Annotated in this window: 20 protein-coding genes and 1 tRNA gene; 10 read left to right on the forward strand and 11 right to left on the reverse strand. The window is 48.8% G+C overall.

From position 1 onward, the window contains the following. Positions 1-4: 4 nt before the first annotated feature. From B8987_RS01965 to B8987_RS01975, 3 genes are all read right to left on the reverse strand, one after another. The gene (locus B8987_RS01965; protein ID WP_020376262.1) at positions 5-880 is read right to left on the reverse strand and encodes an alpha/beta fold hydrolase; all 876 of its coding nucleotides are present in this window, start codon (positions 878-880) and stop codon (positions 5-7) included. A gap of 204 nt (positions 881-1084) precedes the next feature. After that, positions 1085-2191, reverse strand: coding sequence for an NAD(P)H-binding protein (locus B8987_RS01970; protein WP_020376263.1), 1107 nt, complete (start codon positions 2189-2191; stop codon positions 1085-1087). A 318-nt stretch (positions 2192-2509) separates the two neighbouring features. After that, on the reverse strand, positions 2510-3883 hold the full coding sequence (locus B8987_RS01975) for an HD-GYP domain-containing protein (RefSeq protein WP_020376264.1): 1374 nt from the start codon (positions 3881-3883) through the stop codon (positions 2510-2512). 319 nt (positions 3884-4202) lie between these two features. Here B8987_RS01975 and B8987_RS01980 point away from each other — a divergent pair, with 319 nt between their 5' ends. Next, entirely contained in the window at positions 4203-6563 is a 2361-nt protein-coding gene (locus B8987_RS01980) for a GDSL-type esterase/lipase family protein (RefSeq protein ID WP_020376265.1), read from the forward strand. Between the two features lie 294 nt (positions 6564-6857). On the opposite strand, the gene B8987_RS01985 is transcribed toward B8987_RS01980, so the two are convergent. Next, on the reverse strand, positions 6858-8072 hold the full coding sequence (locus B8987_RS01985) for an MFS transporter (protein ID WP_020376266.1): 1215 nt from the start codon (positions 8070-8072) through the stop codon (positions 6858-6860). A 381-nt stretch (positions 8073-8453) separates the two neighbouring features. Here B8987_RS01985 and B8987_RS01990 point away from each other — a divergent pair, with 381 nt between their 5' ends. From B8987_RS01990 to B8987_RS02000, 3 genes are read left to right on the forward strand one after another with little or no spacing between them, the layout of a single operon-like run. Then, entirely contained in the window at positions 8454-10043 is a 1590-nt protein-coding gene (locus B8987_RS01990) for a spore germination protein (protein WP_020376267.1), read from the forward strand. Beyond that, entirely contained in the window at positions 10044-11141 is a 1098-nt protein-coding gene (locus tag B8987_RS01995) for a Ger(x)C family spore germination protein (RefSeq protein WP_020376268.1), read from the forward strand. Then, a complete protein-coding gene (locus B8987_RS02000; protein ID WP_020376269.1) occupies positions 11141-12247 on the forward strand; it encodes a GerAB/ArcD/ProY family transporter in 1107 nt (368 codons plus the stop codon). Before B8987_RS01995 ends, B8987_RS02000 begins: the two co-directional genes overlap by 1 nt. A gap of 248 nt (positions 12248-12495) precedes the next feature. Here B8987_RS02000 and B8987_RS19295 read toward each other — a convergent pair whose 3' ends face one another. Together B8987_RS19295 and B8987_RS02005 are read right to left on the reverse strand one after the other, a co-directional pair. Beyond that, on the reverse strand, positions 12496-12669 hold the full coding sequence (locus B8987_RS19295) for a hypothetical protein (protein ID WP_020376270.1): 174 nt from the start codon (positions 12667-12669) through the stop codon (positions 12496-12498). A gap of 262 nt (positions 12670-12931) precedes the next feature. Next, on the reverse strand, positions 12932-13366 hold the full coding sequence (locus tag B8987_RS02005) for a helix-turn-helix domain-containing protein (RefSeq protein ID WP_020376271.1): 435 nt from the start codon (positions 13364-13366) through the stop codon (positions 12932-12934). A gap of 108 nt (positions 13367-13474) precedes the next feature. Between B8987_RS02005 and B8987_RS02010 the strand changes: the two genes are divergently transcribed. The 4 genes from B8987_RS02010 to B8987_RS02020 all read left to right on the forward strand — a co-directional run bounded on the left by B8987_RS02010 (position 13475) and on the right by B8987_RS02020 (position 15918). Further along, on the forward strand, positions 13475-13933 hold the full coding sequence (locus tag B8987_RS02010) for a hypothetical protein (RefSeq protein ID WP_020376272.1): 459 nt from the start codon (positions 13475-13477) through the stop codon (positions 13931-13933). A gap of 60 nt (positions 13934-13993) precedes the next feature. Then, positions 13994-14884 (forward strand): restriction endonuclease, encoded by an 891-nt coding sequence (locus B8987_RS02015; RefSeq protein WP_020376273.1) that lies wholly within the window; start codon positions 13994-13996, stop codon positions 14882-14884. Positions 14885-14933: 49 nt separating this feature from the next. Next, positions 14934-15119, forward strand: coding sequence for a hypothetical protein (locus B8987_RS19830; protein ID WP_020376274.1), 186 nt, complete (start codon positions 14934-14936; stop codon positions 15117-15119). A gap of 433 nt (positions 15120-15552) precedes the next feature. Beyond that, entirely contained in the window at positions 15553-15918 is a 366-nt protein-coding gene (locus tag B8987_RS02020; protein ID WP_020376275.1) for a helix-turn-helix domain-containing protein, read from the forward strand. Positions 15919-16371: 453 nt separating this feature from the next. On the opposite strand, the gene B8987_RS02030 is transcribed toward B8987_RS02020, so the two are convergent. Continuing rightward, positions 16372-16446 (reverse strand) — tRNA-Arg (locus B8987_RS02030). A gap of 24 nt (positions 16447-16470) precedes the next feature. Further along, a complete protein-coding gene (locus B8987_RS02035; RefSeq protein WP_157782426.1) occupies positions 16471-17406 on the reverse strand; it encodes a ketopantoate reductase family protein in 936 nt (311 codons plus the stop codon). Positions 17407-17831: 425 nt separating this feature from the next. On the opposite strand from B8987_RS02035, the gene B8987_RS02040 reads away from it, so the two are divergent. Next, complete coding sequence (locus tag B8987_RS02040) at positions 17832-18815, forward strand: hypothetical protein (RefSeq protein WP_020376278.1); 984 nt, start codon at positions 17832-17834, stop codon at positions 18813-18815. Between the two features lie 166 nt (positions 18816-18981). Here the strand turns inward: B8987_RS02040 and B8987_RS02045 are convergent, their stop codons facing one another. Further along, positions 18982-19254, reverse strand: coding sequence for a TMEM165/GDT1 family protein (locus B8987_RS02045; protein WP_020376279.1), 273 nt, complete (start codon positions 19252-19254; stop codon positions 18982-18984). A 203-nt stretch (positions 19255-19457) separates the two neighbouring features. Between B8987_RS02045 and B8987_RS02050 the strand changes: the two genes are divergently transcribed. Then, on the forward strand, positions 19458-20093 hold the full coding sequence (locus B8987_RS02050; protein WP_020376280.1) for a trimeric intracellular cation channel family protein: 636 nt from the start codon (positions 19458-19460) through the stop codon (positions 20091-20093). A gap of 20 nt (positions 20094-20113) precedes the next feature. On the opposite strand, the gene B8987_RS02055 is transcribed toward B8987_RS02050, so the two are convergent. Together B8987_RS02055 and B8987_RS02060 are read right to left on the reverse strand one after the other, a co-directional pair. After that, complete coding sequence (locus B8987_RS02055; protein WP_020376281.1) at positions 20114-22483, reverse strand: glycoside hydrolase family 15 protein; 2370 nt, start codon at positions 22481-22483, stop codon at positions 20114-20116. Positions 22484-22677: 194 nt separating this feature from the next. Next, positions 22678-23385 (reverse strand): glycerophosphodiester phosphodiesterase, encoded by a 708-nt coding sequence (locus B8987_RS02060; protein WP_020376282.1) that lies wholly within the window; start codon positions 23383-23385, stop codon positions 22678-22680. Positions 23386-23596 lie beyond the last annotated feature (211 nt).

The raw sequence follows: 23596 nt of genomic DNA on the forward strand, positions 1-23596 counted from the left end.
TCTATTAAAAATGATGGCGTAACCACTCATGTACGAGAGGAACCCGGTAAGCGAGTAATGTCAAATGCCCATCGTCTGCATTCAAATGAGATTCGGCTGAAATAATATGTTGGCGTAGCCACTGACCATGGGAGAAGGGAACAAACCGGTCTTGTTCCCCTTGCCATATCTGCACCGGAATCGAAATCGCCGACACGTCAAAACCCCACGGTTTTACAAACGCCAAATCATCATCGAGCCACCCCTCAATCCCGTAAGTTTTTACCGTACTAAAGGATTCCAGTAAATATGCCCCGAAATCGCCTGTCAACGTCCTTTGATCCACAAAACTGAGTAATGACCGCATACTCTCCAAAAGTGTCGGCAAATCCAAATGAGTCAGCGCTTGTGCTCGCTGAGTCAAATCGGCCCGAATGGCATCCGGCCCTTGAAGAGCCGCCGAAAATTCTTCGATATTGTCTTCTCCCATCCCAGCAAGAAAATCGAGGTCTTGAGCCCCATACGGCGCGACACTCGCTAGGGCACAAGCGGCCACCACGCGAGAGGGTAGTAAGGCGGCACACGCCAGGGCATGGGGACCTCCGCCAGATATTCCCCAAGTTGCGCAGCGTTCGATGTTTAAGGCATTTAAAATATCTTCAACATCCCGTGCAGCGTCGGCCACATTCCGACCCTCATGACGGGTGGAACCGCCATAACCGGGGCGACTATAACTTAGAAGGCGGATATGACGATCAAGAGCATCCGCTATATGAGGCCCATACAAGATCCCCGCGCCAGGTGTCCCATGATGCACAATAACAGCCGGACCCTTGGGATCGCCCGCTTCCACCACGTGAAGAACACGGCCATCACGTGTCTTGATCTGATAAGTTTTCATCTTTTTCCCTTCTTTTCCTTTATTTGCTTTTGTCTTCGTTGCTATGTCAGTTTATCTAAGTCTGATAATAAATGATGATAAACAACACGGTATCTGGTTTCTGTCATGGATCAAGTCTTTGATCGAAACAGGACTGCACTTTAGGTGCAGTCCTGTGAAGACCCTGGGCAATCTCCTCATGTTCCAAGAGCGATCCCACGATGATTATGTCACACTATGTGAAATCCCATGGGGCTTTGGATGACGGACATGTTCCCGTATGCGCTCAATCTCCCGGTCATCGATAGCCCGCTCAAAACGTCTAAATCCGGCCAGTTTGAAGCCATGCTGCCGTCCCAACTGGTGAATTTCCGATACTTTGGAAATCTCAATTTCTGGTCCCAGGGTGAAATTCTCTAAACGGTTGGACAACGCGAGGATCATCGTTTCCGCCATGCAAGCCTCGACCATTTTCGGCGGAAATCCAAAGTTGAACCCCATATCAGCCCGCTCACCGGGCACCTCAATCACGCCCCCATCTAAGACCAGCACATCATGCCGTTTCTGAGTCACGACCGCCGAAATATTGCGCGGCCGGGCCACATCCGTAATGACCGCCCCGGGTTTCAAGTCCTCCGGTTCGATAATGGCACCAGGAGCTGAGGACACTGCGATCACAATATCAGCATCGCGCACAGCCGACCGCGCATCGGTAGAAATATCCACTGATAGATGAGGAAATTGATGCGTGAGACGGGCCTTCAACAAGTCAAGTTGATCGGCATGCCGGGCTACTAAACGCAAGTGGTGGATGGATGGGGCCAAGACAAAACATGTCGCTCTTCCAATCGACCCCGTAGCCCCGAGCACCGTTACGTGAGCTGTAGCTAAATCCATATCCATTCGCCGGGCCGCTGCCAGCGTACCCTCGATAGCCGTTGCCGTCGTATAGGAATTTCCCGTGGTTACCGGAATATTTAGGCGCTGCGAGAGAGTGACACCGCGGTCCCCCGCAATTTTGGTGAACGCCCCCAGTCCCAAGATTTCGGCTCCGAGATCTTCCGCCATTTTTCCCGCTTTTTCGAGTTTTGTCAGAACCCATTCGTAAGGCGAATTTAATATCAATTGCGGAGTGAGAGGCAGACCAATCAGCCATCCCTCCAACTCTTCTCCTGTTGGGGAATGAACGCCCGTCACATGGCCCGTCAAAACGGGATCAATATGTTTAAAAACCGATTCCACAAGTTTGGGTGGCAAGTATCGTGTAAACGGATACTTTCTTGCAAAATCATCAAAGCGCAAGGGATGCAAAATGAATGCAAAACGCCGCAAGTGGCAATCACCTCCTGTGCACAAACATGTGCACATTTTACCACATTGCACTAGAAAGCCAAAATCTCCCCCAAAGCCGCCGAGTTCATACTGTAGACTTGCTTCTTAATCCCACTACCCGCTTAATAGACGTACGCAACCGTTGAGAAAGTCCATCACCGCATCATCCCCGCGGGCACCGTGGCTTACTGACCATTGCGCCAAAACCCGCTAACATTTAAAGAGAATTATAGGATGCCTATTCCATTTGATCTTATTGACAAGAGGATCATTGTCAAAAGCGGCTCCTTATTAACCCTCACTGGCGGCTAGTCCTCTTTATGGCAAATAAAATGGCTCAGAGCGATGGCTTAATCCCCATTCGAGAGCTTCCATAGCCGGTCCCGACAGTTTAATACCGGCATCGGGACGCATAATGGCTAGCACTTCGTCAGTGTCTAATTGCCGGCGATAAGGGCGCGCATGCGCTAAGGCGTCATAAACATCCGCCACCGCCACGATTTGCCCTGTTAACGGAATCTCTTGTCCTTTGAGGCCTAAATGATAGCCACATCCATCCAGTCTCTCATGATGGGAGGCAGCGGCAACCGCGACGGGATGAAGTAGCGACAGGGGTTCTAAGATATGATAAGTCCACTGAGGATGCTTTTCGATTTCGCGTCGTTCCATCTCATCGAGACGTCCTGGCTTATCCAAAATTAAATTGCTAACCCCGAGTTTTCCTAAATCGTGAAAGAATCCAGCCAGTAGCGTTTCTTCTTGCAAGCGCTTACTAAGGCCCATAATTTCAGCTATCTCTGCCGCAACCCGGGCCGTTCGCATCGAATGCATTGCTGTCCAACTTGATTTGGTATCAACGATTTCGCCAAAGACCCGAGCAATGTGCAACAATTGGTCCAACGAATTTAATGGGATTGCAGAAGGATCGGGATCCAGAGCCGCAATGGAATGAGGATCAGAAATGTGATTGAGCTGGTACCAAAACTGTGCTGGACGCGCTATAGCCAGAAAGATATCGACAAGCTCCGGATCAAACCATGTGCCTTTTCGGTCTTGCGCAACTTGAAGCGCACTATCTGGCCCCGAACGGTTCCAAAAAATCTCTACCGTTTGCGCCAAATTTAAAATCCGAGCCAAAATCGGAATCTCTTCGCCTTTTAACCCGCGCGGATGTCCTGACCCATCCCAGTGTTCATCAAGATTAAGAACGGCTTGGGGAGCAATGTTCACCCATCCGAGTTCCCTAACCACATCGGCGCCACGCGTACAGCGCATCTCGACCAATTCGCGCGCAGCCCCCTGGCCCCTTTTGCCCAAACTCACAATTTGGTAAATACGCTGGGCTAAGGGAGCTCCCACTTTAGCTTGCGAGACGGCATAGCGCATCGCATGCCATAAATTGGACCAGTTGACCGACTTCAGGGCGTATTTAGCGCTGCGATCATCGGTCCCAAACCATTCCGCTACTTGCTGCGCATTAGCCGAGCACCCTGCATCTTTTAACAGCAAAGCATAGTAGAGTTCCGCGCGTTCTTTTTCCGGCAAATCTAAATGTCGGCCGATTTCCATGCCAATCCAACAGGTGCGCATCGCATGACCCATGGGTTCGCCTTCTGTAAGATCTAATGCACGAGAGAGGGCCGCCACCAATTCAGCGGTGGGAATGGACATAGCCGGGTCGTAATTAATCATGGGGATGCTCACCTCACTTCCAACTTATCACAGCTGGGTTGAGAAGACGGCATCCTTAGACCCAATTTTAAGAGACGTGCTCCTATCTAAGGCCGATGCTATATAATGATTTCCCATCTTTTGCGCTCAAATTACAGATTCTGCCGGATAGCCTATCTCTTCTTGGCTTCTTGCCATGATCCAGGGCCTGAAAAAATTGACGGTAAAAACAAATTTCTCTTCCAAAAACCCACATTCACTCCTTACCATTATGCCATAATTTGTATGCCTCAAATATTACGATAAAGCGTTGGAAAAATTATTCGAAAGGTTGTGTTTTATGCAAAAACGTCGCATTTTATTCCCTTTAATGGCAGGCGCTTTGGGAATCCTGTTATGGACCGGTTCTCCTCTTTTCGCGGCCACCTCTGGGTCTGTCACTGTATATGTGAGCCCGCAAGGCAGCAATACCATGGGAAGCGGGTCCGTAGAACACCCCTATCAAACAATCGATTATGCCTTATCTGTGGCTCCTACTGGTGCAACCGTTGAGCTCTTACCTGGCGTTTACCATGAAAGTCCCATTATTGCCAAAACCGTGACCCTTAGAGGGGAAACCGGCGAACGGCAACACACCATCATTGATGCTAAAGGATATAATAATGCCATACTCATTACTGGCCTGAGTGCTAGTGGTACCCAAATTTCCCATTTGACGTTAGAAAATGCCAATAATCAAGATATTTTAGGCGTTGATGCGTCGCATCTCCTTATCAGCCACGATACCATTACACAAAGCGATCAGAATCCGACTCCTTCGATTTTTGAAAACAAAGCCATTACCCTGATGGGGTCTACGGACAGTGTGATTCGTGACAATATGATTATCCATAACCCTGAAGGAGGGATTACCTTAACGGATGATGGGATGTTTTCTCCCGGACTGGCTGACCCCTTTTCCGATCATCCTTCCATGGTCTCAGAAGATAATCAGATATCCAACAACGTTGTGGAAAATAATCCGGGGGGATGCGGCATTGTCGTGGGTTCTTTTAATAAAGCCGGATCCATTGGAAACCAAATTTTGAATAATACCGTATCTGGAAATGCTCAAGGCATTGACATTGGTGTTGCTCCCATGGGAAGTCAATCACTCAATAATGTGGTATCTGGCAATATCATTTCCCACAACACCATTCCCGGCGTGCTCGTTCACCTCACCGCTCCCGGACAACTTATGTCCGGCACTATCGTCCGCGACAACACGATATTGGACAATGGTCCTGACCCGGAATTCCATTTGTTTAAGCCTACTGGAATTACCCTCATGGGGCAGGGATCGGTGGTCAGGGACACGACAATCGAGCAGAACGTTGTTAGTCAAGAATATTATGGCATCTGGAGTCAAAATGCGCAGGGAACACAGGGCATCTCAACAAATACAACAAGCCATGTTACCACAGCGTATAACGTCGCTGCACCGCCTTTATCCATCACTTTGCAAGGACCAACAGGACAACTCACGTCAGCGACTCGTTTAACTTATACAGCCTTATCGTCTGAACCCATGCTTTATCAGTTTTGGCTCCAAAATTCTTCGGGTCAATGGACGGTGATCCAAAATTACTCAAAGAGTGCTCAAGTGCATCTCGCCAATTTACCCGCAGGGACCTATACTCTCGTCGTCTATGGAATGACGCCTACCGAGCTCGCAGCCAACAACTGGCGTAGCGCCGTAAGTCACAGTGTGGTTATTGAAATAGGAAGCCACGTTCAAGCATCAGAACAAGGGCCGGCGACGGTCGGTCAGACTGAAATCCTGAGCGCATCATCGACAGGCATTTCTCATATCCAGTATCAATTTTGGCTTAAGACCCCGGAGGGTCAATGGATATCTTCTGGCACCTATGGACCAGCTTTATTTAAGTTTACTCCTGAAGAACCGGGTACGTATCAAGTCGTGATTTATGCCAAACCTCTGAACGCTGTGGCGAATGCTAGCGAAGCCGCAAGTACGACCACGACCATGAATATTGCCCCGGCTGCCAATTCGCTGGTAGCCTTAGGCGATTCGATTAGTTTTGGCTACAACTTAGGTCCCAATCTTCAACCCTCTCCATTGGCTTTCCCCTACCTTATCGGTCAACAGGAACATCTTCCCGTTAATGACTTAGCTGTACCCGGGTGGACATCCACCAATTTACTGACAGCACTGAACACTCCTTTGTATCTTGAAACCCTGAAAACCTCCAAAGTCGTTACCATTGATATTGGCAACAACGATTTGCTATCCATCGCGTTGAAAGACGGCATCTTATTCAGCAGTGCGGACCAACTTACCCCATCTGAAGAGAGTGCAATCTCTCAAGCACTAAACCAATTTCGCATCAACCTGGGAATGATTTTGACAGAAGTGCATCAAGAGGCGCCACAAGCTCACATTGTTTTGTACAATATCTATAATCCCATTCCCACCCAAATGGCTGCGTTGCATAATCTTGTCAATCCCCCTATTTTGGCGATGAATCAAATTATCGCCAAAGTCGCTCTTGCCTTTCATATTCCCGTTGCCAACGCCTACCAGGCCTTTGATGGTCATGAACAACAGGATATTATTACGGAGAATGTGCATCCCTCTGTCATCGGTCAAGAAACCTTAGCTACGCTTGGAGAACAATTACTGAATACCTCAAATCCCTGAACCTTAACTATGACAAAGCCGCTGCCATCCCGTTAGGACTGGTAGCGGCTTTGTCCGTTGCCTTTCTCTAAGCTAGATAATGCCCCGAACAAGAGAGTGAATCATAGCGAAACCTTAGCCCCAGCCTGTTCTCCCTTTGGCGGCAATTCCCTAAAACCTGATCGATTTCCCGAACCATTCATTTTATAATGGTTTCACATAATGCCTTTCAGTATATGGGCTACCGTGGAAGAAGACCCTAAGCAGCGATATCGGTCTAGAATCTGTGCAGAAAAGTCCATTCACCATCATTTTTTAATGCGAGATACGACGATTGGTAACGGTTAGCCAAGGGAACCGCGGTATTAACATCAACAGGGAAAACAACCCGAAGCCCATGACGATGAAACCCGCTACACGGGTAATCTGCGGCACAGCAAAATAATGTAAGAGCCACAATCCCATTATCCCTCCCAGCACCGAGCCGATATAAGCACTCGACCGGCTCAAACCAGAAATCCTCCCAATCCAGCGTGCGTCTGTTTGTTGCTGCCGCAGAGCTCGCCAAAACGTGGTATAGATCGTGACTCCCCCCAGGTACAGGGCTTGGCCCACGACCACAAGCCACGGAATGCTCACCCAACTCACCCAGAGCACTCCAAGACCCTGCACGACGACGCCAATGGCCATCAGGAGCAAGGGACGATGCGCCGCCACACGTATTATCCCGGCAGGAGCATGTTGAATCAAGAGATTCACCAAATACGGGAAGCCATTGGCAATGCCCAGCCATAGGCCTATTTGTGCAATAGATAGATGGAGATGAAGTCGCAATAGAATGACTAACAAACCAGAATACGTCGCCAACGCAAAATTGACAAATCCGCTGAAGATTAGTCCCCAACGCAGCTGGGGATGACGCGGAAGAAAACATACTATATCCCGGGTTAGGAAGAAAGAGTTTACCCGTTGTGGTAGCCCTAAATTCTTCAGACTCTGCGCACGGTATAAACTGACAACCGCGGTGAGCACTAATATGCCTTGAACGACTAATATCTCAACATATCCGGTTGCAGCTAAAAGGCTTCCGCCAATCAGAGGGCCTAAGAATCCTGTAACATAGTTGATGGCTTCCCACCGGGCATTCATCTGCAATAAACGCTCGGCCGAAGTTAATAAGGGAAAGCATGATTCTATGATGGGTAATACGCTGGCCAATGATGAACCCATAACAAATCCGGCCAGAGGCACCAAGACGTGCCACGATGGATGATAATGCCACATCATCAACAGCAATATAGGGAGAAACAAGGTCAAATTAAGGACTACCAGGAGACGTTGACGATGAAACCGATCGGCCAAAAGTCCGCCAACCAAGCCAAGACCAATATAGGGAATCATCTCAAAAATAAACGCCCATAAGGCCCAGATCGGATTATGAGTTGCCGAATAAATTTCCCACGGCAAACTCACCAAATATATTTGATAAACTAGCAAAATCAATCCTTGGCCATACAAAAGAGAATTCACTGTATCAATACACCCTTAAACCATAATTCCCTCGCGATGTTAGAACCCTCGGGAACAACACCTGTAATCATTCATGAAGATTGTATCAAGATAATCTCATAAAAATTAAGTCTATTACGACTTTTTAATATAGGATTTACCTCTACTGAAATGCCGCGGCTTATAGTTATTGCAAGTGCCCATACATCTTTGTCTTGTCATCTAGAATCCGTAAAATCCTATCGATCGTCATTTCATCAGTGGGAAGGAGAGCTTGGCTCTCTTTGAAAGTGTGACGCATCTGAAAGCCAGAAAATCCCCAAATTGATCCCTGTAGGGTCAATCTCACACACCGGAATTGATCGGTAGATCTGCATAAAAATAGTGAGTGTGGCAGATTGTATGGCTATGAAAAAAGACCAACCTGATTTATACGCAGATTGGACCAACTTAACTCAGGATGTTCTCTTTCGTATCGACCAGCTATTACAACGTCTGACCGAAGGCAATGATTTGCCGTCTTTGTCCCAAGTGGGTCCATTATTAACGGCCACGTTTAAACCGAGCCCGGATTTGGTGATTCGGACGGTGGAAACGCCGGCAATCAAGCCACAGGGCGCATTGCTCGCCTATCTTTCCACGATTGTCGATGCCAAGCAGGTGGATCAGGATGTCGCGGCTGCCTTGATCAGTTCGCCGGCTCCTCCTGACCAATGGGACCGGGTGCCTATTAGTCAAGCTCCTGTCAAGCGGATTACGACTTGGACGGATGTACTTCAGCATTTAGCCCAGGGATGGACCCTTATTTTTGCGCCAGAAATCACGTGGGCTTGGGGAGTCGACACCACCAAATTTCCTTCCCGAAGTATTGGCCGGCCCCAAACAGAGCTCACAATTCGCGGTCCCATGGACGCGTTCACGGAACTGCTCACCACCCAAATGGGTCAATTGCGGCAACGCTTTCATGATCCGGCTTTGACTTTTCATCCTATAACTTTAGGTCAAAGACAGCATACCGACGTGGCTGTAGCCTATCTTCGAGGCCTAGCCAATCCCGCTCTTATCGACCAAATCATCCAACGATTAAAGACGATTGATTTCGATGGGCGCTCCAATGCCTCGGAAATCGCGGGGTTAATCCGGGATCATCCCCAGTCCATCTTTCCAACCATTCGTTCCACGGAACGGGTCGATATTGCTACCCGCGCTCTACTAGAAGGCAAAGCCGTGATTTTGGTCGACGGCGACCCATTTATTCTGATCGCTCCTGCACCCTTAGCCGATTTCTACCGTACGGCCATGGATTACTCGGGAGCCTGGTATGATGTTTCCTTTGTGCGCGTGATCCGTCTTTTTGGATGGATCATGGGAATCTATCTGCCCGCTTTGTATATTGCTTTAACAGAGGTTAATACCAATCTTTTGCCGCCAGCCCTCTTAATTTTAATAGCGGGTGACCACGCCGGACTGCCCTTTACCCCACTCGTCGAGGCGCTCCTCATGGTCTTAGTGATCGAGGTCTTGCGTGAAGCAGCCTTGCGACTTCCCAAGGCGTTGTCGACGACCATTGGCACCGTCGGCGCCATCGTGGTGGGCACTGCGGTGGTAAAAGCCGGGCTGGTGAGCCCACAAATGATCGTCGTCATCACCTTAACCGCACTCAGTTTTTATTCGGTGCCAGTTTATGATCTGACCGGAACATGGCGTCTTGTTAATGCTGTCATGCTTCTTGCCAGCGCCATGCTAGGCTTATATGGCATCATATGGGTCACCATGGTGGTCATGGGTTTTCTTACAGACTTGACATCGTTTGGCACCCCTTATTTTGTTCCCTTTGCCCCTTTTCGGTTGACAGACTGGCGCGATCTTTTTATTCGACAGCCGTGGACGCGCTTTCGCCATCGTCTCACCACCGCCCGCCCAAGAGACATCCGAACCATGGGCCACTCCCATAATGTGCCCCCACCCCATTTAAAGAAAGGACGATCCTAAATGGCCTGGCGGCATTTTAAACCATGGATTATCTTACTCCTTCTCCCCCTTATCACGGGGTGCTGGGATCAACGACCTATCGAGCAAGAAGCGATTGTCGTTGGCATGGGAGTGACACGTCATCATCAGTGGACGATGGTTTTTCCCAATGTCGCGGTCAGCGTCGGTAGTCTCACCGGCATCCCACCGAGCCAGCAGTTTTATGCCGTTACGGTGAAAGCCAAAACATGGCCCCAAGCATTAGAAGAAGCGCAAGCCGCTATCGATCGCAATATTTCCTTTGGGGAACTTCAGGTATTAGCATTGGATCGCCATCTGCCGACCTCCTCTGTCGCCGAAATTGTTGATGCATTAAATGCCATGGGTCCCATTCCCGCGACGTTTTGGTTGATAGCCGCACAAAGGGGTCCCTCGAGCCTTCTCACACGGAGTTCTCCTCAAACTATCGTTCCCTATTATTACTTGTCGACTTATTTTGATTGCACCAATTGTCATGCCATCAACTTGGATCAACGTGAATGGCAATGGTGGGCTCAGTCCGAAACGCCGGGTATATCACCGTATATGCCTCTTGTCGTGCCCATTTCCGGAGGAATAACGGTTCGTCAAATTCTTGTTTATCCTCCCCAAGGTTCTCCTCAGTTAATGCCTGTCCCGGCCACGACAGGGTTTGCCTATCTCACTGGTCGCGTACTTCACTCCGTACTGACCGTACCCGTTGACTCTTATAAGTTTGTGCTCGGCAAAGTAGGGGAATCCGTAAAGGTCCATGCCCACTTCGTTTCTCAAGCCGTGTCTGTGCGAGTGACAATTCATGCGCATGGCATCATTATGTCGACACCTCCAGGGGTGGTTGTGACCCGTCATATGGAAGAAGTAGCATCTGAGAAGGCTGCCCAAGTCATTGCCGCATACGCCCTCTCGGCGATACGATGGGCTAATAAAACCCATACCGATCCCTTTGGATTTGCCAAGAGTGCCGCATGGGCCCATCCCATCCTCGCTGCACAGTTCAGTCCTGAAAAGTTAACCCAATTACCTATTCGTGCGCAGGTTACCGTAAAATTTCAGGTACTCGGAGAAGGAGTTTCGCGATAATGGAACCGATAGAACCCATTGGGCGCGGTCAATTTTTCTTACTGACGGCGGTCTCCGTCGTGGCAGGCGGTGTTTATATTTGGCCACAAACCGTGATTAGTGACTCCGGGCGTGACGCGGCTTGGGCCATTGCCATATCGATTGCCACCGCCATGATTTTAGTCTGGTTACAGACACTCTGGCCTCCGAAAACAGTCGGGGCGACGGAACTCGGGCGCATGCACTCTTTATGGGGAATTTTCCGCTGGCCCGTGTTTATGGCCACCGCTTTGCTCTATGTTCTGCTCGACGGGGCCTTGCTGGCGCTTTTTAGTCAGCTCTTATCCATCGCCTTTTATCCCCGCACTCCTCGGCTCGTGTTCACGCTCAGCATCACCGTGCTCTGCATCTGGTTTGCCAGTAAATCCCTGACGCACTTGGCCCGCACCGTGCAATTTTGGTTTCCTCTCGTTATTGGGTCTTTTCTTCTTCTCACCCTCTTATCTTTGGGGAATCTCCGCAATCCCATGGCCATTCTCCCCTCCAGTCAAATTCAGTTGCTTCCCATTGGTCGGGGGTTTGTGGCAACCTGGTATCTTTGGATCCAAGGGGAACTCATCGTGACAGCGGGAGGTCATGTCCGCGGCACCAGTTGGTCGGTCATCAGGCGATGGGCACTGGCCGCTATCCTGTTTCAAGGGTTCATTATCATTCTCATTTACGTGTTGGTCATTGGGACCTTGGGACCCAACGCCGCCGATACCCTTGAATGGCCCTTGATTTATATTTTTTCGAATTTGACCGTACAAACAATATTCATTAGTCGCCCCGGACTCCTCATCATGATTGCGTGGGTCATCGCATTAATCCTGTATCTTGCGGTACATTTATGGGTCTTATCGAGTAATCTGCAAGAAGGCTGGCATCTCCGCAAACGTTATCGCATCATCTTAATCGCCGTCATTGCCGGGCTGTGGCTTCTCATTGCCCATTTTTTGCCCACTCCCATTGTCGCCACGCACTTGGTCGTAAGAGGTATCGACCCCGTCGCCTTAACGGTGACCGTTTTCACCACGGTCAGCGCGGTCGTGCTAAGCCTCTGGCATCACCATCGTCAGCGACTTTAGTCAAATGCCACGATGACAACGATATGATTTCGCCACCAAAATCATTCTTAATTGCTCTTTGGCTCGACAATGATTATTGTCCATATTTTTCAAAGAGAGTTTTTTCCGCTGTGGCCGATTTCAGTCCATTCGCGTGCGACTCCACAGCCGTTTGTGACAAAGATCCCAAGAGGGTCAATGGGCGTAAAAATCGTCCGTTCGGTCTGTAAGGGGATGCGAAGGCCTTGAGCCGCTTTAACTCCCAATGTCTAGATGGTGACTTGCTGTAAGGCTTTCTTTAAGGCACGCGCCTCTTCGGGTGTCCCGTGTCTGGTGGCGGTCTGTACCACTTTGTGCACGAGACGAACCGATAACCCATGCCGGCGGGCGACAGCCGCCGCATTCTGGATATTCAGCGCTTCTTGGATGCACTGCGCTTTCAATTCCGGGGTAATTGTTTTCGTATTCTCCCATGTATTTCACATCCTTTCATAATGAACATGACGCCATAATTTTCCACGTCGATAACTGTATGGGAACGTATCGCATTACGGACGGAATGTCTAGAAGCATTTGGGGGCTTAATAGAGACGTTAGCGCCCTGCTTCGAATCTCCCGTGACTCATGGTGGTTACCTTTAAACTGTAACGTCGGCACGGTTTCGTCGCTCCATATCTGGAGCCGCAGAACCCGGTCTTTATGCGTTCACGCGGTTTGCGTTTGGCGAATGTCCGCCTGCAATTGCTCCACAGTGCGGGTTAAGTCAATCACAAACGAAAACACTGATTGCCCGGGTTGGCGAAGCACCGACATCACTTCGTCTCCCCGCTTTTCAAACACGTCATGTCCATTCGTGATGAGATACGTTTCGGCTAATGGGTTTTCTAGACTGCACATGTCGCGCAAGACCGCCACGACTTTCCGTAAGGATTGGAGACTAATGCCCGCATCCCGTAACTGCGCGGCCACCCGTAACGCCACCAGATCCCGGAAACTGTAAACCCGCCGGCTCCCTGTCCCGTGGGCCTGAACGAGACTCGGCGACAAAAACCCACTCCGGTCCCAAAAGTGCAAGGTTTTGGCGTTAATCCCGGTTAGCCGCTCGACTTGAGCGGTCGGAAATCCCTCAGGTCGCGTCATGCTTGTTACCTCCTTGTGTGATCGGGATAAACGTCCTATAATCGAAATGACTCGATTAGAGTTTAGCTATCCATTAACAGATTGACAAGTATGGTGGAGGAAAAACTCATGAACACGTTTTTACGTCTGGTCCATGATCAAGACGGCTGCCGTAGCATCGTCCAAACAGACGTATATGACGATATTTTGGATTCACTGTATCTCGGTAGTCGAACCGTTCGCTTTATACGCCCCGACGGAGAAGAAGACTACGGAATCGTCACAGAAACACTGCCCGAACATCGCTGGGAAATCTGGAATCCGGGAAAACACTTCAACTTTACCGATCAACCTGATTGGCAATTTCGTGGAGAATTTCTTGACACCACGTGGTGTTGTCCCCACTGTAGGACACGGCTGAGACCTGACGATATCCAAGAGGTTTTGCTAAACGTTCGCATTGAAGTTTACCGGTGTGTTAACCCCGGGTGTGACCATTGCTCGACCCGAACTCCTATCATCACTCATACCCCAGAAGTAATGGGTGCCATAAAGACAGCTACTGCAGTCGCCATCCACTGCGGATAAGGTAATTCCGCCACGGATTTTTGCAAAGAGATCCATCGGGAGGCAAGATTCCAAATCGCTATGGCTCAGCTAACCCAACGCCGAATTGGCGAAATCATGCGAGCAGTGTTCGATGTTTTGGCGGAAAATCCTGACGGATTGCCGGCACGCGAGGTCTTAGCGCAAGTCGAACAACGACTGCCGTTAACCGATTTTGAAAAAAGCACCTATCCAAAGCGACCTCATATACGACGATTCGAAAAAGTTGTCCGTTTTGCAACGATTGCCCCGGTTAAAGCAGGATGGCTTATTAAAGATAAAGGACAATGGATTCTCACCGATGCGGGTCGGTCGGCGTATCACAGATTCACAGATCCGGTCGCCTTAAAACGTGAAGCGAACCGCCTCTATAAACAATGGCATGCCACGTTAACGGGCGACGACAGTAACGGGGAATCGACAGAAACCGACCAAGATATGCCGGACCCCAGCAGTATTGTGGAAGAAGCCGAAGAAACGGCGTGGGCTCAAATTAAGGACTATCTCCGACATCTCAATCCCTTTGATTTTCAAAATCTGGTCGCAGCTTTATTACGTAGCATGGGATATTTCGTCGAGTGGATCGCTCCTCCTGGACCCGATGGCGGTATCGATATTGTCGCCCATACCGATCCCCTAGGAGCCAAGGGTCCTCGCATTCTCGTTCAGGTGAAGCATCGAGACAACAAGGCAACAGTCGAGGAACTACGATCATTTCTGGCCATTCTGGGGGACTCCGACGTCGGGCTGTTTGTATCAACTGAAGGATTCACCGCCGAGGCTGAAAAAGTGGGGCGGTCTCAAGAGCGTCGACGCATCATGCTTCTGAATCTCGAGCGGTTGTTTGATTTATGGGTGCAACACTACCCCGAAATCCCCGACACAGACCGAAAGCTATTGCCGTTGCGGCCCATTTACTATTTGGTCCCCTAATGGAATAGTGCTCTCGCCTGCATCTGAAAATAATAAAGAAGAGGTATGCTTGATTTACATGATATGGTTGTGGCTCAAAGCGAATACAACACCTATTGAAGCAGCTAGTGGAGTGTTCAGTGTAGCGGATGTAGTGACAATGGGTTTGTTGTCGTGGCGAGCTTCGAACCAGATGTCCAAGGAGATGGTCTCGCAACACCGCCTAGCAGTTGCACCGGTGAAATCGGTGAAATAGGGAAAACGCTATCAATTTGCGGATAGTAAAAATCAATGGCCGACAACCGAACAGAGCTATCGCCTGGAGATTGACGGCCACAATCGGAATCTCGTGGTGATCTGGACCCACGAGCCTTCGTCGTGTCCCATTATCGTAGAAGCAGAGTATTATGACCTCCTCGGAGAGCGCCACGAGGTACATAAAGTGAAAATCATTTTAGAACAGCTCACAACGAGGGTCATGTGACGTTAATCTAAATCTATCGAATGTCTAGGATTTACACAGTTTGATCTCTCGAATTCCAAACGACTTCCTTCGCGGTACGGAATAGCACAAAAAAAACAGGCCCGGAATCCAAGGGTTCCGGGCCTCATCGATGGCGTTCCCACTTTCGGTACGCCATCCAATCGCGATCTCTCCTGGTAGGATTATTATCAATTCAGAGGAAAGAATGTGTACAAAGAGTCACACCGATTCACCGGAATTCAAACAACAGATTGTTCAAGAAGCTCAAGACACGCAAAATGCGCCATGGGTCGCTCGTCGTCATCAGCTCAGTCCGTCCATGGTGCGTCGCTGGGTGCATGAGGCCGTCAAATCAGCGCACCATCCCCACCGGTTTAATCTCCAATATCTAGACAATAGTCCTGCTCGCATGACATTCCATATGTTTCACGCCGCCATCGCCACTCCCCCAGGATTAAGCGCGCGTCAGCCTCTCCACCATTTAAGAACTCGTGACCCACTCCGGCATCCAGACCACCACCCGGTACGTCGGCATGGGCGGGAAGAAATTGCGGTTGAAAAACTAATTTAACATCTATCCCTCGATATAAACTGCCAGTTATAAACAGAAGGACAGTCCCTTGGGTTATCCGATCCATGCTCGCGCTTGGTCCACGATGACTTGGACTGAGGACCCCACGAACATATTGACAGGCATAGTTTGTGCACCGATGCCTGATGAGAAAACGGACGGAACCTGACCGCAGAGGCCAACGAACGGTTCAGATTCGGAGTAGCTGAGAAAAAATAGCTGGCCCTTGGTATTCCTTAGCATTATGGTTCTGTCAAAATTAGGCATTTCCATAGGCTACACCTCCAAACCTAAGCCTAGCCACTGCTCGTCCCCTGCAAGGCTCTTTCGTGGGGAGGGCTAGTTTCTGGGATGGGTTATGAAGATGGTGATGCCGACCACGCAAATCCAGCATCTGGGAGCAACAAACCCGCAAAACGTGACACTGTGCGGATTTTCGGCGCAAAATAAAAATGGTGCGCCCGAAGGGACTCGAACCCCTGCTTCAGGCTCCGGAGGCCTGCGTGATATCCACTTCACCACGGGCGCAAACGCTCAATTATAATATCACGTTCAGGCCATCTTCGCAATATTTTGCCCGAGGGCCAGTGGGCGTAAAGCCCAATAAGCGGTTTCCATGCGCGGAATCTGAACATGATGTGTCCATGCCTGACGGGCAAGATAGCCTTGGAGATGTTCCACTTCTAGCGGATATCCCCGCTGAGAATCTTTAAACATCGACGAGGTCATGGATAAAGGAAGGCTTTGAATCCGGTTCCAAATGCGGCTATACACATGCTCCGGCAACGCCACGTTCAGGGACTTAGCAACGGTTATCGTCTCTTCAAGAGCATAGGATAACCAGGAAGCACTCTGTTCATCCGCTAAAATGTCTCCAATGCTACTTCGAAATACCGTGGTTGCGGCACTGAACACCACCAAAAAAATATATTTAATCCACATATCGGTCATAATACTTTGACTCTCGGTAAATTGCACGCCTTGACGTGCAAAAGCTTCTCGCAATGATCCCACTACCCCTGGTATCTTTCCGGAGACGGACCCCACGACCAATTCTTGCATTGGGCTCGTTTGTTCAACAACACCACTAGGGAGAAGTGTCGCCTCGGTATAGCATATACCACCTAAGACATGCTCTGGTCCGTAGCGAGTGAGTAACTCATCCATGTGGGCGACTCCATTTAAGAAGGGAATGATGACACTTCCTTGACTCACCAATTGGTCTAATGTATCCCACAGATTTGGCAGGTGATAGCTTTTCACCGTTAAAAACACGACATCGTAATGGGTCGTGGGTGAAATATGTTGCAAGATAGGCGGATTCAGACGAAAGTCCCCGTGGACACTGCGCACCACCAGTCCGTCGTTCTGAATTTGTTGATAGCGACCGGAACGCACTAAAAATGTGACCGGAACTCCCTCTTGAATAAGTTTTCCACCAAAATAAGTCCCCAATGCACCGGCTCCAATAATCAAAACGGTCATCATGTCACCACCCTGTGATTTTTTAACCGCTTTATTTACTATAACAAACGTTTCATGAAATCTTGCGAGATTTTCATGCCACATCGTGAAGGCTTCATCTCTAAACGATGCACCATGCTCTTCCGTAACATTTCCGGAATATTTACTTTTCATGATATATGGCGTTTAACCTCTCAAAGAATTAGGCAAAAAGCATTACAATAAGTATAGAGGGTTTATCAACAGCGCGTATTTATGGTGTATCCGCCAAATTCACTCATTAAAGCATCAAGATAATTGTCATGTCATGATTATCATGGTTCGTGCTAGAGAAGGCTATCACGCATGCGTGTTTCGGACTTTGGTATCCTGAACGTTCAGTATCATGCGGTGACACCCACGGTTATCCGGTGTTATCCGGTGTCATTGGTGTCAAAGGAGGTTTTTATGTGAGTTCAGCTGTAACGATGTATCAACAATCACTAGAAGATGTTTTGATTTTTCTTTTGTTCGGGATCGGTGCGAAAGTCATCATTTTATTGGTCATTCGCACTCATCCCCCTAAAGTCCCCAAAGGCCGCATCATTCTTTGGTATGGGTTAGGAGCCTATTGGGCGATTAGCTCATTAATCCAAATGTGGCCAACTATGGCGGTAGCATCAGCCCAGTCTCTTCAAACTCACCCTTTATTACATGCTCTTGCACCATTTTGGGGCAATCACCCGGTGGCTAACACGCTGTGGAGTATCGTCATCCAAATGGTCTTAGGAATCGTTTTACTCACCGAAAGAGAAAATATCACGGGTCGGATTGCCCTCATTCTTTCTGCAATCTGGTCATTTTTCTTATGGATTGCCGGGGAGAATTGGGGAGGTTTGACCCACACTTCGGCTTCCTTGGTGATGGGCAGTCCCGGGGCAGGATTTTTTGCGCTGTTAGCGTCACTCGCCCTCTTAGCACCGGTGTCCTTATGGACGAATGCCAAAGTGCCTCAATGGATTTTTAAACTGCTCGTGGTCGTCTGGGGATTAGGAACAATTTGGCAAGTTATCCATTTCAGTTCGGCCACCGCATGGCAACCCGTATGGATTCCGCAAGTCGATGGGGCCGAGCCACACTGGGTCATAGCGTTACGACATGGAGAACAAGTTCTCTTAGAACATAACGCTCTAGTCATCAACCTCGTCCTCGTCGCGCTCATGATCTTGATGGAAGTACTCTTCATCATCCCATCACCGAAAGCACTATTTTGGACCGTATTGGCCATCAATCTCGCCGCTTTTTGGTGGCTTGGACAAGGATTTGGGTTCCGCCCTGCCTACGGTGCCAATTTAAATACGGCACCACTCTTATTACTTCTTATTCTTTCCACCAAAGCGTACTGGCGAAAAGTTGAGGGACAAAAACAAATGTCGTCACGGTTGTCCGCTTAACGCCCCATCATCTCAATATCTCATCTCCGCCCTAAAATCTACCAAGGGGCGGAGATTTTCTTCGTAACCACTTTGTTCATCCAAAACGACATGGAATCATGAACATCGTCATCAAAAGTATGCAAGTAATCTATATCATGTTTTCAGCGCTAACACTTTGTGCCGATTACAACTTACCCGTCATCAACAAAAATCCTAAAATAACAAAAGCCGCTCCAGCCCCGAAATGAATATATTGAGCTGGGATCAATTTCGTTACGGCTTCCCCAAAAATGACACCCAATAAGGCACTAAACGATAAAGCCAGAGCGGCGCCAATAAATACGGATAATGCGGAATTGCTTTGAGCTGACAGGGTCATCACACTCAGTTGTGTTTTATCCCCTAATTCGGCAAAGAAAATTAATCCAAAGGTTGACAACATCACTTTCCAATCCACCCAAATCCCTCCCCGCTTGAGCTTGTGCTTCGTCCTCCCCATCTCTTAGGATACCTATGACAGGTAGCACCATTTCATGAACGAAAAGGGGATGGGTTATGGCATTTCTCTTTGCATGCTGGCTTATTGTGTAAGGTCCTCCGGGTGCTGAATGATGCTATAATGACGCTTTAAGCGGTTCACGAATTTTGGGAGGCAAAGACATGTGGGACATCCTCAATATCTTGGGCACCATGGCATTTGCCATATCGGGGGCTCTTGTTGCCATTGAAGAAAACTATGATATTTTTGGGATTTTTGTCTTAAGCTTTATTACCGCTTTCGGCGGCGGAGCTATCCGGAACCTCTTGATTGGCCTTCCTCTCCAACTATTGTGGAGTCAATCAGCATTATTCAAGACCGCACTGCTGACGACGCTTGTCATCCTGCTTCTTCCCACAATATGGCTTAAACGGTGGCCCTTGATTCTGATCTTTTTCGATGCCGTGGGTCTAGGAGCCTATGCGATTGAAGGAGCCCTCTACGCTGTTTCAGCCCATCATGGATTGGCAACGGTCATTGTGGCAGCAACCTTGACTGGAATAGGCGGAGGCATGTTACGCGATGTCCTCGCGGGACGCAAACCTTTTGTGTTACAACATGACGAATATTATGCCATCTGGACCATTTTAGGCGGCATGGCGATTGGACTAAAATGGGTCCAAAGTCCTGTTCAACTCTATATTCTGTTGGGTTCGATTGTTAGCTTGCGTATGATATCGGTCATCTTTCACTGGCGGGTACCACACCATCTCTTCACGCAATGGAGCCGGCAAAAAAGCCAATCACCGACTCCTTAAATTCGTCGATTCGTCATGCGTTAAGAAGTTTTAATTAAATCGAGACGGTAGTTTTGGCCCTCCCAGTGTCCTGCTTCCGGCCAATAAAACGTAAATTCCACCATGTCCTGTCCTTTGAGATCGACATCGAGAAAGTACACGCCTAACCCGTTGTCCCTCATGTCCTGCATCTCGTGAGTTTTCCATTCATTTGTGGTAAAAACACACTGTGCAAATTGGGGCACAACAATCCGTAGGGTTTCATCACTGGCATAAAAGTGATGGCGCTTATGATTAAATTGCCAAAACACCATGGCAGAGTGCGTTGGATGCACCGTGTAACGCATTCTGACCACGTCCGGTAACTCAAACACGCGGCCATCCATGGCCGACCGCAGTAATTTGATATATTCCGCATGAGCCCAAACTAAAGGCATAGCGGATCCTGAAGGACGGCCAAAGTAGAGTTCTTTTTCAGGGATATCGGGTTGATCCCAAACTTGCTCGGGAATCATTCCCCCTACACTAGAGGCTCCTTCCATGGCTTTTAAATAGGGCTCGGGAGACTCTCCCAGGGCTAGCGCATAATGCCCTCTCTCTCCAGCCAATAAGGGCCACAGACGTCCTTGACCCGCACCTTGAAATGGGGATCCGTCAGGCATTTCGCCATATCCATCATGATTATACCGATGCCATAAGGGCCCATAGGGCAAATCGACCTTTAACACGGCATCATAGGCGGCTACTGAATCCACAATGTGGGGATCGCGTGGTGATTTTAGGCCGTAACGGACCAGTTCCAAAAATCCGCCGTCAATCACGGCTTCTTCCGGATATTGATTCGGTTCGCCTGGTAACACATTCTTGATGGGAACATAGCCATGTTCCACCCGACCATCGGGACTGGGCGGAACGGAGACATGAATGCGGACATAATGACGCGGAAAACGGGGATCCACTTGCCCATGCTCGGTAAAAGTCCATTTGTCAATGCGACCTTGCCAATAATCGGCCAGATGCTCACAAAATTCGGCAATATTGTCATCGCCTTGCTGACGGGCTAAATCAGCGCCCAGAACTAAGGCACTAATCGTGGCGGCTAATGTGGAGGGCGAATACCCACCATCTTCTTCCCACCGGTCTTGTTGTGTTACCGGACCCGATAGACAAATATAACGGAGAGCTTTTTTGACCATGCCGTAAACCGCCCGTTGATTTTTTATATCTTTTAATTGCCATAAATGATAGGCTAAATGAATGGGAAAAGCAGTTTCGTCAAGCTGAGATCCTGACCAATAGGGTACACCGTCCAACCAAAAATTCTGCGGCCATGATCCATCAGCCTTCTGCGTCGCAATCAGAAACAGTAATGCCTGCCATGCCGCCTCAATGTCTCCCAAGGCAATAAATGCCTGGGCGGCTTCGACCATGTCCCTTGGCCACACCAAATGGTACCCACCCATATTGCCATCCCCCGCAGCATTACCCCAGGGAATTGATAAGGATGCAATGATGCCTCCGGGAAATAATTTGCCGTGGTGAATTTTTAGAACCATGGCCGAAATGCGCTGCTCACGACTATGGGGGTCATCATAGGGTAAAAGACCACTTAAACCGCTCATATATTCACGCCACTGTTGAATATAGCGTTGTTCAATCGTGTAATAGGGATGCAATAGCGCTAAGGATGCCGTAAATTTGGCTTCTTGGATGCTCCGCCCAAAAGCCAGAGCAATCATCTGTTCGGGTTCTGTTAAATCCAGTTCTGCGGTTAATGCCACATTACCGTCTAAAGCCTCATCATAGGCTTCCAGAGTCCGCCGGTAATATAGTTGTGTCCAGCCATCGGATGCTCCCACATAACCGACACTGCACGATTTGAATTTTGCAGTCGATTGAATGCATAATGCCGTAGCTTCCCGCCAAGCCAATAATGCTGGCTCTTCACGCAAGGTGATAATTTGCGCGTTATTATGTGCTCCCTGATTGCCAATATGGGGTGCGACTAACAAAAAAACTCGAAAGTCTTCAATCGATCCGTGGAGAACTTCAAAGCGAAACTGTTGAATAACGACATTGCCGTCGGGCCATGTGACAATTCGTTTGATAATCCGAAACGTGCCTTGAGGATCGGTATTAATGAGTTCAAAAGCGGGCGCATCAGGATCTATATAATGAAAATCGTGCCGCAAATCCCGTTTTTCTTCCAGAAACCGGCCATCACGAGTGAGGACAAGAAATTGCGCGTCGCGGGTATTGGCCTGATCCATCCGAGGAAAATAGATTTCATTTAAAATTCCATGCGATAAGGTAAACCATACGCGCGAGGTTCCGGCAATGGATGTGCCGACCGCCATTTTATCACTACTGGTCCACCGGGGTTCGAGTCCTGGTGCTCCGGGTGCCTGCATCAAATCCCCTCCCTACCTTTGTTGTACGAACAAAGAAACTGCCTCAATGTCTTGTTTCTTTTCATTATGCATGAGTACCACAACGAAAAGGTTGGTCTATCAGGATTAAAAGCCGTGAAATTTTTGCAATGGGCTGAGGGCTGTACCCTGATCCCGTTTTGTCGACAGTTGAATCCACCCTCATCGGCCGACGTTCATTTTGGGATTTCCGCCATCCAAAGAGGATTATCGATGATGACCCCATCAATCCCATGATGAATCCATTCAGTCATGACCTGAGCGTTTTGAAGATTCCATACGGCGAGACGATAGCCGGCCTGGTGATAACGGTTTAGCGATTCCAGATTTAAAAACGGTGCCGCAACGTGAACGGCATCGACATGCACGAGGCTTGCAAACTCTTCTGGATCCGGCAACCAACTCGCCCACAGGGCAGCGCGCGAAATATGTGGCAAACGTTTTTCTAAAAGCGTTAATAAGGTTCCACTAAATGATGAAAAAAGAATGCGATTTTTCCAATGATCATGCTCCATGATAGGAACTAAACGATCTACAAAAAGGGCATCCAACGGCCCTTGTTCTTTCAGCTCTAAATTCATGAATAATCCCTGGGGCAATTGGGCCAAATCTTCGAGGCGGTTCATCCTGCCTTGAGTCAGTACCTGTATCTCTAACCAGTCGAGATCTTTAATCAATATGGGCTGCCCATCTACTCCCCGCAATGCTGCATCATGAGCCAAGACAATGGTACCATCTCGAGCCATTTGCAAATCGCATTCAATCCCGTGAGCGCCAGCATGGTACGCGTCGAAAAATGCCGGCAGACTATTCTCCGGATACCGGGCCGCGTAACCGCGATGTGCCCATATCAATGGTTTCATTTGTTTATAACCCCAAAACATGTCCGCATGCTCCTTCAATGACAAAATCACGAGACAACATGAGACTTTGGCCGCTACATTCTAAAGATTTAAATCTCATTTCACTATAGCAAAAGCGATCGCAGTCTGCGGCTTAGATCTATGGAGAACATGGTTGGAAAACCGCGTAAATGTCATGGCGAAATAGGACTAATATCTGGAGGAAATTCGAAAAAATTGTCGAATATGTATA

Source organism: Sulfobacillus thermosulfidooxidans DSM 9293 (assembly GCF_900176145.1).
GTDB classification, from domain to species: Bacteria; Bacillota; Sulfobacillia; order Sulfobacillales; family Sulfobacillaceae; genus Sulfobacillus; species Sulfobacillus thermosulfidooxidans.

Bases quoted from the DNA above. Each gene is read 5' to 3' on its own strand.
- B8987_RS01965 (WP_020376262.1), bottom strand. From the start codon at position 880: ATGAAAACTTATCAGATCAAGACACGTGATGGCCGTGTTCTTCACGTG.
- B8987_RS01975 (WP_020376264.1), bottom strand. From the start codon at position 3,883: ATGATTAATTACGACCCGGCTATGTCCATTCCCACCGCTGAATTGGTG.
- B8987_RS02005 (WP_020376271.1), bottom strand. From the start codon at position 13,366: ATGACGCGACCTGAGGGATTTCCGACCGCTCAAGTCGAGCGGCTAACC.
- B8987_RS02055 (WP_020376281.1), bottom strand. From the start codon at position 22,483: ATGCAGGCACCCGGAGCACCAGGACTCGAACCCCGGTGGACCAGTAGT.
- B8987_RS02020 (WP_020376275.1), top strand. From the start codon at position 15,553: ATGTGTACAAAGAGTCACACCGATTCACCGGAATTCAAACAACAGATT.
- B8987_RS01980 (WP_020376265.1), top strand. From the start codon at position 4,203: ATGCAAAAACGTCGCATTTTATTCCCTTTAATGGCAGGCGCTTTGGGA.
- B8987_RS02060 (WP_020376282.1), bottom strand. From the start codon at position 23,385: ATGTTTTGGGGTTATAAACAAATGAAACCATTGATATGGGCACATCGC.
- B8987_RS01995 (WP_020376268.1), top strand. From the start codon at position 10,044: ATGGCCTGGCGGCATTTTAAACCATGGATTATCTTACTCCTTCTCCCC.
- B8987_RS02000 (WP_020376269.1), top strand. From the start codon at position 11,141: ATGGAACCGATAGAACCCATTGGGCGCGGTCAATTTTTCTTACTGACG.
- B8987_RS02010 (WP_020376272.1), top strand. From the start codon at position 13,475: ATGAACACGTTTTTACGTCTGGTCCATGATCAAGACGGCTGCCGTAGC.
- B8987_RS02035 (WP_157782426.1), bottom strand. From the start codon at position 17,406: ATGATGACCGTTTTGATTATTGGAGCCGGTGCATTGGGGACTTATTTT.
- B8987_RS02050 (WP_020376280.1), top strand. From the start codon at position 19,458: ATGTGGGACATCCTCAATATCTTGGGCACCATGGCATTTGCCATATCG.
- B8987_RS01990 (WP_020376267.1), top strand. From the start codon at position 8,454: ATGGCTATGAAAAAAGACCAACCTGATTTATACGCAGATTGGACCAAC.
- B8987_RS02015 (WP_020376273.1), top strand. From the start codon at position 13,994: ATGGCTCAGCTAACCCAACGCCGAATTGGCGAAATCATGCGAGCAGTG.